The 13623-nt window shown below is 63.7% G+C and carries 9 protein-coding genes; 4 read left to right on the forward strand and 5 right to left on the reverse strand.

The window, feature by feature from the left end; all coding sequences use genetic code 11:
- Nucleotides 1–227: 227 nt before the first annotated feature.
- On the reverse strand, nt 228–1274 hold the full coding sequence (locus tag ACR65N_RS15340; RefSeq protein ID WP_440457707.1) for a LacI family DNA-binding transcriptional regulator: 1047 nt from the start codon (nt 1272–1274) through the stop codon (nt 228–230).
- A 267-nt stretch (nt 1275–1541) separates the two neighbouring features.
- Here ACR65N_RS15340 and cysG point away from each other — a divergent pair, with 267 nt between their 5' ends.
- A complete protein-coding gene (cysG, locus tag ACR65N_RS15345) occupies nt 1542–3056 on the forward strand; it encodes a siroheme synthase CysG (protein WP_440457708.1) in 1515 nt (504 codons plus the stop codon).
- On the opposite strand, the gene malQ is transcribed toward cysG, so the two are convergent.
- The gene (malQ, locus tag ACR65N_RS15350; RefSeq protein ID WP_440457709.1) at nt 3053–4930 is read right to left on the reverse strand and encodes a 4-alpha-glucanotransferase; all 1878 of its coding nucleotides are present in this window, start codon (nt 4928–4930) and stop codon (nt 3053–3055) included. The two genes, cysG and malQ, sit on opposite strands and share 4 nt — an antisense overlap.
- Nucleotides 4923–6698, reverse strand: a complete 1776-nt coding sequence (gene treZ, locus ACR65N_RS15355) for a malto-oligosyltrehalose trehalohydrolase (RefSeq protein ID WP_440457710.1) — start codon at nt 6696–6698, stop codon at nt 4923–4925. The genes malQ and treZ overlap by 8 nt, the downstream gene beginning before the upstream one ends.
- A 289-nt stretch (nt 6699–6987) precedes the next feature.
- Between treZ and ACR65N_RS15360 the strand changes: the two genes are divergently transcribed.
- A complete protein-coding gene (locus ACR65N_RS15360; protein ID WP_440457711.1) occupies nt 6988–7779 on the forward strand; it encodes an AAA family ATPase in 792 nt (263 codons plus the stop codon).
- 69 nt (nt 7780–7848) lie between these two features.
- Here ACR65N_RS15360 and ACR65N_RS15365 read toward each other — a convergent pair whose 3' ends face one another.
- Both ACR65N_RS15365 and ACR65N_RS15370 read right to left on the reverse strand, forming a co-directional pair.
- Entirely contained in the window at nt 7849–8592 is a 744-nt protein-coding gene (locus ACR65N_RS15365; protein ID WP_440457712.1) for a hypothetical protein, read from the reverse strand.
- A gap of 179 nt (nt 8593–8771) precedes the next feature.
- The gene (locus ACR65N_RS15370; protein ID WP_430304830.1) at nt 8772–10118 is read right to left on the reverse strand and encodes an MFS transporter; all 1347 of its coding nucleotides are present in this window, start codon (nt 10116–10118) and stop codon (nt 8772–8774) included.
- Nucleotides 10119–10452: 334 nt separating this feature from the next.
- On the opposite strand from ACR65N_RS15370, the gene cyoA reads away from it, so the two are divergent.
- Both cyoA and cyoB read left to right on the forward strand, forming a co-directional pair.
- Nucleotides 10453–11583, forward strand: a complete 1131-nt coding sequence (gene cyoA / locus ACR65N_RS15375; protein WP_440457713.1) for a ubiquinol oxidase subunit II — start codon at nt 10453–10455, stop codon at nt 11581–11583.
- Between the two features lie 30 nt (nt 11584–11613).
- A complete protein-coding gene (cyoB, locus tag ACR65N_RS15380) occupies nt 11614–13620 on the forward strand; it encodes a cytochrome o ubiquinol oxidase subunit I (RefSeq protein WP_430304832.1) in 2007 nt (668 codons plus the stop codon).
- Nucleotides 13621–13623 lie beyond the last annotated feature (3 nt).

Here is a 13623-nt window from a genome sequence, read left to right on the forward strand (position 1 = left end):
CAGGATCGCCACGCGCGACGGCCCGAACAGTCCCGCCGCTTGTGGGACAGGTCCGGGAGTTGCGGATTTGCCCGCTGGGGCAAGAATACGATGGAAGACGGAGAGGCTGAATATTTCAAGATGATGAAATACCCGAACCAAGGCATAAATAGGGCTGGCCGAGGCGACAGCGTTCAATCCCCAGGACGAGGACGAAGCGTCGCGGCGGACAGCATGGGGTGCGGGCATCAGCGACCTCCCGTTGAAGTGGTTTGCCGACGCGTCGGGACCGGTCCGCAGGACTGGCGAACCACGAGTGTCATCGGCACGTTGGGCTGCTCGGAGACGATCGTCCCGAACGCCGAGGTGACGGTGCGGGAGGTTTCCGCAATCGCTTGCGTCAGCGACCCTATCGCGATGGTGGCGATCTGCACCATGTCCATCCGCATCGTCGTCAGCGGCGGCGTGACGACGGACGACCAGATAAGGTCGTCGAAGCCGGTCACCGTGACCTGGTCGGGAACGGTGATCCCAGCTCCCTGCAATTCGGTGAGTGCCCGCAGCGCGATCAGGTCCGAAAGGGCAGCAAAGGCGGTCGTCCCCTCCGCAACCCAGGCGCCGAGACCAAGCGACGTGCCGCTTTCGCTTCGCGTATCGAGACCGTCGAGCCACACGACATCCACCACCGCCTGCGCACCGAGCCCCTGCTTCAGGCCTGCGACACGGTCCGCCTGGACGTTGGAGAGCGGACTTCCTGCCAGAATGACGACCTGACGATGGCCGAGCGCTGCCAGATGAGCGCCCATCTGTCGGCCGCCGTCCAGGTGATCGGCAGCAACGGTATTGCCCGGCGTCGAGGGGGAATCGATGACTGCGACGGGGCAGTTCACGCCGGTTACACTGGTGCCGCGCCGGGGGATGACCACCAGGCCGTCGACACCGCGCTCCGTCAGGCGGGCGATGGCGTCGGCCTGCGCCTCCGTCTCGCCGCGCGAATCGCCGATCAGCACGCCGTAGCCCTTCGTCGAGGCAGCCCGCTCGATCGCCTGGGCGATCTGCGGAAACAACGGGTTGGCGATATCCGGAAGCACCAGCCCCAGCACGCCGCTGCGACCGGTGCGGAGGGCACGGCCGGCGACGCTTGGCACGTACCCCAACTCGTCAGCCAGCGTGCGTATCCGCTGCGCAAGCTCCGGCGATACGCGCCCCTTGCCGGACAGCGCATTCGAAACGGAGGCGATGGACACGCCGAGCGTTTCGGCAATCCGCGCCAGTTTGGGCTTTTCCGGCGTCATTCGGGGACCAAGGCTGGTTAATCGTTTAATCGATACCGGCAATTTTCTGAAGTGTCGAGCCGCCGTCGGGCATTGCTCACAGCATTGACTTGCGAGGGGCAGAAACCGTTACCCGGGGTCCGGCCGAACAAGCTTCCGGACGACCTTTTCAACATCTCGCCGAATTCCAGACTAATATTTCTTGCCGGCTCACCGCCGGAAGTGGCAACTGAGGCAACGATCCGACGTCTGATCGCGATGCATGGATCGCGACCATGGAGCTCACGCATGACCCTGTCGCAGGTGCACGAGGCTGACCGCCGCACCGCTCACCCGGCCCGTATGGAACCGCTGGCAAAGCTGCCGGTGTTCTATTCGCTTGCCGGCAGGCGCGTCGTATTGGCTGGCTGCTCGGAAGGCGCTGCGTGGAAAGCGGAACTGCTGGTCGCCTGCGGCGCGATGGTCGACGTCTACTCTCCCCTGCACGAGCTTTCGGACACCTTCCGCGACATGCTCTCCGCCGAGGGCGATAAGACGGAGCCTGCTCTCCGGCATCATGACAGCCCCTGGCATATCGGCATCTTCGAGAACGCCGCCATCGCGCTTGCCGACTGCGAGACGGACGACGAGGCCAAGGCCTTCTACTGCGCGGCAAGGGCGGCAGGCGTTCCCGTCAACGTCATCGACAAGCCGGCCTTCTGCGACTTCCAGTTCGGCTCGATCGTCAACCGCTCACCGGTGGTCATCGCGATCTCCACCGACGGTGCGGCTCCTATCCTTGCACAGGCCATCCGCCGCCGCATCGAGACGCTTCTTCCGCCGGCGCTGAAAACCTGGGCCGAGATCGCCCAGAACATCCGCGACGCCATCAATCGCCGGCTGCAGCCGGGCACCGAACGCCGCACATTCTGGGAAGCCTTCGTTGACCGGGTCTTTCGCGAGGCACCCGTCGACGGCGTTGCCGAGCGGCTGGTGGCGGATGCCGGACGTGCTGCCCAAGGATCCCGTGGCCAGGCAGCCGGAATCGTGACGCTGGTCGGAGCCGGACCGGGCGATGCCGAGCTGCTGACCTTGAAGGCGGTGCGGGCGCTGCAGGCTGCCGATGTCATCCTGTTCGACGACCTGGTTTCCGCCGATGTCCTGGAGCTTGCGCGACGGGAGGCAAAGCGCATGCTCGTCGGCAAGCGCGGCGGCCGGGAAAGCTGCAAGCAGGAAGATATCAACGCGACGATGATTGCGCTCGCCAAGGCCGGCAAGCGCGTCGTGCGGCTGAAATCCGGAGACCCTATGATCTTCGGTCGTGCCGGCGAGGAAATCCGAAGCCTTCGCAGTGAAGGCATCCCCGTCGAGGTGGTGCCTGGTGTCACGGCCGCCACCGCCATGGCGGCGCGTCTCGGCGTGTCGCTCACCCATCGCGACCACGCCCAGTCGGTCCGCTTCGTCACCGGCCATTCGCGGAAGGGCGAACTGCCCGCCGACATCAACTGGTCCACACTTGCCGATCCGACTGTCACCACCGTCTTCTACATGGGCGGGCGCACAGCTCCCGCGATTACCGAGAGACTGACGGCGCATGGCATGCCGGCAGCCACTCCTGCCGTCATCGTCAGCGCCATCGCCCGCGACGACGAACAGCGCTGGATCGGCACGCTTGGTGAGATGCCGCTGGCAATGGCGAGGATCGGCTACGAGAACCCGGTTCTGATCGGTATCGGCGATGCTTTCGTCGAGGCACAGCGCCAGCCCGGCTACGTGGATCTCGATCCCGAGACGGCCCAGCCCCTTCGTCGGTCGGGCGTCTAGCGTCGGCTCTGCTTGGGACGTTCGCTGGCCAAGGCTTTCGCCACCTCCTTGACGAGCGCGGCCTGCTTCAGCTCGTCGATCGTCAGCGACAATTTCGGCCGCCAGTTCGGATAGCTGGCGCTGGTGCCGGGCACATTCGTCGGATTTTCCTCCTTGGTCAGATCCGCCAGCCGGACCGCCAGCAGCATTGACGGCGTGCGGGCAAGCAGCCGGTGCAGGCTGACCGTCAGCCGGTCGAGGTCCGCATCCTGCAGGCCCTCGCTGCGGGGATCGGGTGCCGCAAGCCGCTCGGCCTTCAGCAGCTTCGCCAGGTCAGCGAGCTCGACGGTCCGAGCCTTCAGATCCTTGTCCGCCGTCGCCTGCGGCACGAGGCCATGCTCGGCCCGCATGGCGATGTCGGCGCCGCGCCACCAGCCACCGAGCGTCTGGTGATCGTGCGTCGACACGCAGGCAAGTGCGAGTGCCGGGTAGTTTTTTGGCGCGATGAAACCCTTGTCGTTTCGCTCGTAGGAGAAGATCCGGTAGGAGAGCAGCCGTGCCTTTTCCAGATCCTCGCGAAGCCCGGCCGGCAGATTGCCGAGATCCTCGCCGATCACCAGGCAGTGGTGATGATGCGAGGCGTCCGACAGCACCCGCAGCAGAGCCTCCTTCGGGTAGTTCACATAGGCGCCATCCGCCGGGGACGCATCGAAGGGCACAAGGAACAGCCGGCTGAGGGCGGCCGCATGATCGATACGGATCGCCCCGGCATAGCGCATGGCGGCATCCAGCATCAGCCGGTAGGGAGACTGGTCCCCGGCAGCGATGACGGAGGGCAGGAACGCCGCCAGCCGCCAGTCCTGACCATCCACGGCCCACGGGTCCGGCGGACCGCCGATGCTGGCCGAGGACACGTAGATATCCGGCTCGCTCCAGGTGGCGGAACCGTCCAGCGCTTCGCCGACGGCGAGATCGAGGTAGAGGCCGATCTGCAGGCCGGCCTCTCGGCAGGCCTCGGCGGACTGGGTCAGCTGAACATGGGCGACCCATTGCAGCCAGCTGTGGAACTCGATCTCGTCGGTTCGCGACTGGGCGAAATCCTGCACAGCCGGACTGTCCGGCGACTGCAGCTCCGCCGGCCATTGCCGCCAGCCGATCGATCCCTTGCCCGCAGCGCTGTGGGCCGACAACGTCTCGAACACTGCATGCAGCCGCAGCGACCGCCCGCCATCCGTCTGGAAGGCTTCGAATGCATCCGCCTCATAGGGTGCCTTCGCACCGCCGCCGCTACGCCATGCCTGCCACAGGCTGCGCAGTTCCTCCAGCTTGACGTCGGCAACCGCGGCGTAATCGATCAGGTCGGTCTGGCGCAGACGCTCAAGCTCCTTTACCAGCGAGTCGCGCGGCTGGAAGCCGGGCACCTGATCGACGGCGATGTAGAGAGGGTTCAGCCAACGTCTGTTCGAAGGCTCATAGGGGCTGCAACGGGCCGCGTCGGCAAGGAAAGGCGCATGGAGCGGATTGAGGCCGATGAAATCGGCACCCATCTCGCCGGCGATCCCAGCCATCATCCAGAGATCGGCGAAATCGCCGATCCCCCAGTTTCGGGCCGAACGCAGCTCGTAAAGCTGCAGCGACAAGCCCCAGACGCGCCGGTCGGCAAGCACCTGCGGCAGGAAGCAGATCGGTCCATCCGGCACCGTCTCTCCATCGACTGAGACGTTAAGCGCCGCAAGGATCCGCCGCTTCGTCTCCGTCGAGATTGGTACCTCCGTGCCGTCCGGCTCCGGCCTCGTCAAGGCGATGCCGTGCTTGCGCGCCAGATCGTCCAGTCGTGATGCCTGCGGATCGGCCGGCTTCCGTTTCGCTTTCGCCTTCGGTTTCCGATCAGCCATCGACAAGGCTCCAGACCAGCGACCAGGGATCGGCCGCCTGTCCATCGATGCGGCCGATATCGTAGATGATCTCGCCGTCGATCGGCTGAGACAGGCGAGCCGGCTTGCCGCTCAGGTTTGCCTGCAGCTGCAGTCGCTTGTCCGCCAGGTGCCATTCGACGAACAGCGCCTCGCCCTGCTGGGCGTAACGACCGACATTGCCGCCGACGCCGCGCATCAGCGGCACGATCCGGTCGCGGCGCAGATTGAGAAGCGTCCGGTAGAAGTCGAGCATCGCGGTACCGGCACCGGAGCCCAGCTTCGACCAGTCGAGCTTGGCGCTGTTGAACGTCTCGCGGCTGGTCGGATCCGGCAGATCCTCGGCATCGAAGCCCGGCAGACGCGACAGTTCTTCGCGACGCCCCTTGCGAACCTTCTCGTTGAGATCCTCGTTGAAGTCGCAGAAGAACGGAAACGGCTCCGCCGCCCCCCATTCCTCGCCCATGAACAGCATCGGCAGCTGCGGCGCCAGCAGATAGACGGCCGCCACCGCCTTCAGCGGTTCGAGCGGCTGCGATGCGATCATCCGATCGCCAAGTGCGCGGTTGCCGATCTGGTCGTGGTTCTGGATGAAGGAGATGAACGCGGTCGGCGGCAAGTGGGCGCTCGGCGTACCGCGCGTCTCGCCGCGGTACTCCATCATCTCGCCCTGGAAGACAAAACCCTCTGCCAGCGCCTTGGCGGTCTTTTCCGGGCGCTCTTCGGAATAATCCTTGTAGTAGCCGAATTCTTCGCCGGTGGCGGCGATGTGCAGCACGTGGTGGATGTCGTCGTTCCACTGTGCGGTGAACAGCGGCGCTTGTCCGTCCGCATCGCGCGTCAGCAGGTCGCTGTTGTTGTCTTCGTTCTCGACGACGAGGTGGACATGCCGATCGCCGGCTGCTTCGCGGACGCGGCGCGCAAGCTCGCGCAGGACATGCTCCTCCTTGTCGTCCTTGATGGCGTGCACGGCATCGAGGCGCAGCCCGTCGAAGCGGAAGTCCCGCGTCCAGTAGATGGCGTTCTGGATGACGAATTCGCGCACCGGCATCGAATCCTCGCCATCGTAGTTGATGCCGTTGCCCCACGGCGTCTTGTGGTGCTCGGTGAAGATCGGCGCATAGGCCGGCAGGTAGTTTCCGTCGGGTCCGAAGTGATTGTAGACGACGTCGAGGAACACGCAGATGCCCCGTTCGTGCGCGGCATCGACTAGCGCCATCAGATCCTCCGGTCGGCCGTAGCTGCTTTCCGGTGCATAGGGCATGACGCCGTCGTAGCCCCAGCCGTAATTGCCCGGGAAGTCGCCGATCGGCATGATCTGCAGCGCCGTCACGCCGAGGTCGCGCACGTGGTCCAGCCGCTCGATGGCCGCGAGGAACGTGCCTTCGGGTGTGAAGGTGCCGATGTGCATTTCATAGAACACCAGCTCCTCGACTGGCCGACCGCGCCAGTCCGGATGACGCCAGCTATAGGCCTGAAGATCGATCACCTCGCTCGGTCCGTGGACGTCCTGCGGTTGGTGCCGGGAAGCCGGATCGGGAACCGTCAGCCCGTCCGGCAGCACGAACGAATAGCGGGTCCCGACACCGGCGCCGTTGACGCTCAGCTCGTGCCATCCGGAGCTGGAGGGCTGCATATTCCGCAGCTCCTGGCCCTCGATCTTCAACTGCACGCGATCATATTGCGGCGACCAGAACCGGAACAGCGTCGACGAGGACTGGAGCACAGGGCCGAACAGGAAGTCAGTCAAGCGTTTGAACCTTTTATGTGGGAGGACCGCGTGTGTAACTCGCGCCCAGACGAAAGGTTTCCCGGCAGTTCGCCGCCGCGTCATGTTGCTGCACCGGCACAGCGAATGGCCAAATCGATCAGGTCTGCAGGAAGGTTGGCGACGGAACCGTTGGACAGTCAGGCTGGCCAGCGCCGCGCAAGCTTTGTCCTGAAATGTTACACATCATCTTCGCGCAAGCCGACACCCCAAGAAGACGCAAAGCGTGCCGCGCACGAGATGAATATTTAACGTCATTTCCGAGGGTACAATGGCAACAATTACATTCGCGAATACCAAAGGTGGCGCCGGCAAGACCACCGTCGCTCTGCTGCTTGCCGCCGAACTGGCCCAGCGCGGCCTGCGCGTTGCGCTTCTCGATACCGATCCGCAGCAGTGGATCAGCCGCTGGGACGGGCTGGACAAACGGCCCGCCGGCTTCACGGTCGTTTCGCGCGTCACGGAAGACACGATCGAAGCCGAAGTGAAGGCGTTGAAGAAGAAGATGGATCACGTCCTGATCGACGTCGCGGGCGGTCTCTCGCCGCTGCTTGCCAAGGCAGTCGGTCTTTCAGACCGGGTGATGATCCCGGTTCAGGGCTGCGCCATGGACGCGGTCGGCGGTGCCCAGGTTCTGCAGATCCTCAAGGCGCTGGAAGCGGAATGCGCCATCTCGATCCCGCATTCGGTGGTGCTGACGCGGATCAATTCGATCATCACCACGCGGGCAATGACGGCGGTGAAGGCGATGCTTGCGAAGCAGCAGGTGCATGTGCTGGAGACGGCGCTGATCGAACGTGCCGCCTACCGCGACATGTTCGTCACCGGCGGCACGCTCTACGGCATGGATCCGCAGCGCGTCAGCAACCTCGACAGGGCACAGGAGAATTCCCGGCAGCTGGCCGCGGAACTGCTGGCCCTTCTGCCGGTAAAGCCTGCCAAGCCGAAAGCCGCCAAGCCCGTCGCCGCTGCCGGTGAGACGGAGAAGAAGCGTCGCTCGCCTGCCCGCGCCGCCAATACAGCCGACGCCGCAACGCCGGCCAAGCGCAAGACGGCGGCCTGAACCGCCTCAGAACCAACAAGACGCCCGCCGTCGGGCAGGCGTCTTGTCTCCTCAGGATCTGCTTCGCTGTCAGCCCTTCAGCGTGATCGACAGCGAGGCGCCGCCGAGCGCGGCAGTGACCTCGGATGGTGCAGTGATATATGGCGCGCCGGACAGCGTTCCGGTCGTCACCACCTGGCCCTTCCGCAGGAAGCCGCCGTTGAAGGTCGGCAGTCCGCGGTTGGCGCAGGCGAGCACCGCGGCCAGCGGATCGGCGTCGGGGTGTTTGGCAGGCCCGTCGAACAGCGCAATGGCGCCGTTTGTCAGCGTCAGGCCGCCCAGATCGGCGCCGGCATCCAGCACGTGCCGGTCCAGTTCCGGTCCAAGGACGTAACCGACATTGCTCATCATGTCCGACAGCAGCAGCGGATAGGCGTCGCCCGCACCGTCGATGTAGCGGGAGCGGACGAGTTCGATGCCGATCGCCACCGTTTCGATGGCAGCCTGGACCTCTTCGCGGGTATAGGGAGTGCCGCGCGGCGGCAGGTCCTGCCCGAGCGTCATCGCCAGTTCCACCTCGATGCGGATGCCCGGCGCGAAGGGAAACTCGCGGGCGCTTTCAACGAAGATCAGCGGCGCGCCGAACAGCTGCCCGTCTCGCAGCGAGAACTTGTAGCCCTGTGGCTGGGAGACCCCGAGCTTGTCGAGAATGGCCGCCTGTACGACATAGGCGCCCTGGACGTCCGGCACGACAAGATTGGTTTTGTCGACCAGCCCACCGGTGGCGATCGCTTCGGCGAGCAATCCCGCCAGGTGATCCGTGTCTTCCATCATATCGGCAGTTTCCTCCATCAGACGTTTGTCGCCGACCCCTTGGTTCGCATGTTGCGAAGGGCGCTTCAACCCGGCAGCGGTCGCGAAACTCGGATCTGAGCACCTTGAACGGAAACGGCGCCGGCAGAGTGCCGGCGCCGTTATCGGTGAGATGGAGTGTCGGCGCGAAGCAAAAGCGCTTAGCGGTCGACTGGCGACTGATGCTCGGCCGAGCCCAGGATGCGGCTGAGCGTCAGGGCTGCCAGCGTGCAGATGGCACCCGAGATCAGGTAGCCGCCGATGAAGATGATGCCGAACTTGCTGGCAAGTCCGAGCGCCACCAGCGGTGCAAAACCGGCCCCAACCAGCCAGGCAAGGTCGGAGGTGAGCGCCGAGCCGGTGTAGCGGTAGGTCAGGCCGAAACGCGACGATACGGCGCCGGACGCCTGGCCGAAGGAGAGGCCGAGAATGCCGAAGCCGATGATGATGTAGGCGTCCTGCCCCTTGCCACCCGCTTCCAGCAGGAACGGTGCGGTGAAGCTGAAGATGGCGATGAGGACGGCGCCGATCATCAGCTGCCGGCGGCGGCCGATCCGGTCTGCGGCCATGCCGGAGACGATGACCGCGACGATGCCGACGGCGGCGCCGATGATCTGCACGAACAGGAACTCGCCGGCCGACTGGCCGCCGAACAGGGTCACCCAGCTGAGCGGGAAGATCGTCACCAGGTGGAACATGGCAAAGCTTGCGAGCGGCACAAAAGCGCCGAGCAGGATGTCGCGACCGTGGACGGAGACCGTTTCGGAGATCGCCCGCGCCTGCAGTTCATGGCTTTCGAAGAGCTTGCCGAACTCGCTGCTGGCAACAATGCGCAGCCGGGCGAACAGCGCGACAACGTTGATGGCGAAGGCGACGAAGAACGGGTAACGCCAGCCCCAGGCGAGGAAATCCTGGTCCGACAGGTTAGCGACGAAGTATGCGAAGAGGGCGCTTGCCAGTGCAAAACCGAACGGTGCGCCAAGCTGCGGGATCATCGCGTACCAGCCGCGCTGCTCCTTCGGCGCGTTGAGCGCCAGAAGCGATGCCATGCCGTCCCAGGCGCCACCGAGCGCAAAGCCCTGGCCGAGCCGGAACAGCGCCAGGAGGATGACCGACCAGACGCCAGCGGATTCGTAGCTGGGGAGGAAGGCGAGCGAGACAGTCGATCCGCCGAGGATGAACAGCGCGATCGTCAGCTTCGTGCCCCGTCCGTAGGTCCGGTCGATCCACATGAAGACGACGGAGCCGACAGGCCTTGCGATGAACGCCAGGGAGAAGACGCCGAAGGCCATCAGGGTTGCGGTGACCGGATCGCCGGCAAAAGAAAACACCAGGCGCGGAAATACCAGGACGGATGCGAGACCGAAGACGAAGAAATCGAAGAACTCCGACATCCGGCCGATGATGACGCCGATGACGATGTTGCCTGCCGAGAGCGGCTTGTCGTCATGCATGCGGCGCGCGTCGCGCTCAAACTCGGACGATGTAGGGCTTCCTGCTGTAGTCATGTAAGGGAACTCCTCCTTTGCGGCGAATGGTCGCCTCCCCAAAGGAGAGGATGATGCATATCTGACGGGTTTCAAGTCTGTTTCTCGACTTGCGGTCCCGGCGCGCCCGAATTTAGTCGCCGAAAGGCCGAATTTCGTGAAATATGCGCTTTAGGCTGCGGGCCTGCGAACTGTGAGCCGATTTTCCAGTTCGCGCACCTAGAACCCGGCGCATCCCTGTGAGTTCCTGCTGCAGTGCACGAAAATGCTTTGCACTGCGACGAAAGACCTCATAGGGAGCCTTGATCTCGTGCTTTAGTCGCAAGTAGACGAAACGCAAATTTCGAACTGAAAGATGCCACGGTTGATGCAACTCATTCGCCGGCTTAGTGCCCTAGTCCTACTCCTCGCCCTTTCGGGCTGTGATCTCGTCGTGATGTCGCCATCTGGCGACATCGCCATGCAGCAGCGTGACCTGATCATCGTCTCGACGGTGCTGATGCTGCTCATCATCATTCCGGTGATCTGCCTGACGCTCTATTTCGCCTGGCATTACCGTCGCTCCAACACCGACGCCAAGTACGATCCCGAGTGGCATCACTCGACCCGTCTCGAAGTGGTGATCTGGTCGGCGCCGCTGGCCATCATCATCGCGCTCGGCGCCGTGACCTGGATCAGCACCCACAAGCTCGACCCGTACCGTCCGCTCGACCGCATCGATGCGGCCCGCCCGGTGACCGCCGAGACCAAGCCGATCACCATCGAGGTCGTGGCGCTGGATTGGAAATGGCTGTTCCTCTATCCGGAACAGGGCATTGCCACGGTCAACGAGATCGCCGCGCCGATCGACACGCCGATCGAGTTCAAGATCACCGGCGCCTCGGTGATGAACTCCTTCTACATCCCCGCTCTCGCCGGCCAGATCTACGCCATGCCTGGCATGCAGACCAAGCTGCACGCGGTGATGAACAAGGAAGGCGTCTACGAAGGCTTCTCCGCCAACTACAGCGGCGACGGCTTCTCCGGCATGCGCTTCAAGTTCCACGGCCTCAGCAATGACGGCTTCAATGAATGGGTACAGCGCGTCAAGGGCCAGGGAACGGCTCTCAACCGCGACGCCTACCTGAAACTGGAGCAGCCGAGCAGCCGCGTTCCGGTGACCTATTACGCCAATGTCGAGAACGGCCTCTACGATGCCATCCTCAACCTGTGCGTCCGCGCCGGCCAGATGTGCATGAACGAGATGATGCATATCGACATGATGGGCGGTGCCGGCGTCGAAAGCCACGAGAACCGCGAGCGGCTGGAATACGATACCCGCTGGTCGGCTCAGGCTGGACCCGGCGCTACCTACCCGGCGACCGGCCACGGTGCCAAGACGGGCCAGGAAGCCGAAGGCATCAACGATGCTCCCGCCGCCCCCGAAGGCGGCCATGAAGGTCATGGCGTTGCCCCTGACCAGCTGAACACAAACACGAAGCCGTAACCGGCGGCTTGAGACATACTGGAAACTCAGATGTTCACGAACAGTAACCTGATGGAATTCATCTTCGGTCGGTTGTCATGGGACTCGCTGGCGTTCACCCATGAGCCGATCCTGCTGGTGACCTTCATCGCCGTCATCCTCGGCGGCCTGGCCGTCGTCGCCGCGATCAGCTATTTCCGCCTGTGGGGCTACCTGTGGAACGACTGGTTCACCAGCGTCGACCACAAGAAGATCGGCATCATGTATGTCATCCTCTCGCTGATCATGCTGCTGCGCGGTTTTGCCGACGCGGTGATGATGCGCACCCAGCAGGCGATCGCGTTTGGTGCCAACGAGGGCTACCTGCCCCCGAACCACTACGACCAGATCTTCACGGCGCACGGCGTCATCATGATCTTCTTCTTCGCCATGCCGCTGGTGACGGGGGTGATGAACTACGTCGTGCCGCTGCAGATCGGCGCCCGCGACGTGTCCTTCCCCTTCCTCAACAACTTCTCGTTCTGGATGACGGCAGCCGGTGCTGCGATCATCATGCTGTCGCTGTTCGTCGGTGAATTCGCCCGGACCGGCTGGCTCGCCTATCCGCCGCTGTCGGGTGCCGATTACAGCCCGGGCGTCGGGGTCGACTACTATATCTGGGGACTGCAGGTCGCAGGTGTCGGAACGACGTTGTCGGGCATCAACCTGATCGCCACCATCGTCAAGATGCGCGCGCCGGGCATGACCATGATGAAGATGCCGATCTTCACCTGGACCTCGCTCTGCACCAACGTCCTGATCGTCGCTTCCTTCCCGATCCTCACCGCCACGCTCGTACTGCTGACGCTCGACCGCTACGCCGGCACGAACTTCTTCACCAACGACCTTGGTGGCAACCCGATGATGTACGTCAACCTCATCTGGATCTGGGGTCACCCGGAAGTCTACATCCTCATCCTGCCGGCCTTCGGCATCTTCTCCGAAATCGTCTCGACCTTCTCTGGCAAGCGCCTATTCGGCTATGCCTCGATGGTCTATGCGACGGTCGTCATCACCATCCTCTCCTACCTTGTCTGGCTGCACCACTTCTTCACGATGGGCTCGGGCGCCAGCGTCAACGCCTTCTTCGGCATCACCACGATGATCATCTCGATCCCGACGGGCGCGAAGATGTTCAACTGGCTGTTCACCATGTATCGCGGCCGCATTCGCTACGAAGTGCCGATGATGTGGACGATCGGCTTCATGGTGACCTTCGTCATCGGCGGCATGACCGGCGTCATGCTGGCCATTCCGCCGGCCGACTTCGTTCTGCACAACTCGCTGTTCCTGATCGCCCACTTCCACAACGTGATCATCGGTGGCGTGGTCTTCGGTCTGCTGGCCGGCATCAACTTCTGGTATCCGAAGGCCTTCGGCTACCGCCTGGATCCGTTCTGGGGCAAGATCTCCTTCTGGTTCTGGCTGATCGGCTTCTATGTCGCCTTCATGCCGCTCTACGTGCTCGGCCTGATGGGTGTCACCCGTCGCGTCAACCACTTCGAGGACCCGTCGCTGCAGATCTGGTTCGTCATCGCGGCCTTCGGTGCAGTCCTGATTGCTGTCGGCATCGGTGCGTTCATCATCCAGCTGATCGTCAGCTTCCTGAAGCGCGACCAGCTGCGCGACACGACCGGCGACCCGTGGAACGGCCGCACCCTGGAATGGTCGACCTCGTCGCCGCCGCCGGAGTACAACTTCGCCTTCACGCCTGTCGTCCACGATCATGACAGCTGGTACGACATGAAGAGCCGCGGTTACGTGCGTCCGCTGGAAGGCTTCCGGCCGATCCACATGCCGAAGAACACCGGCACCGGCGTCATCCTCTCCGGTCTCAGCGTCGCGCTCGCCGTCGGCATGATCTGGTATATGTGGTGGCTGGCGGTGCTGGCATTCCTCGGCATCCTGGTGGTTTCGATCGCCCATACCTTCAACTACAAGCGCGACTACTACATCCCGGCCCAAACCGTCGTCGAGACGGAAGACGCCCGGACCAAGCAGCTAGCGGAACAGGCCTGATAT

Source organism: Rhizobium sp. SAFR-030 (genome assembly GCF_059415005.1).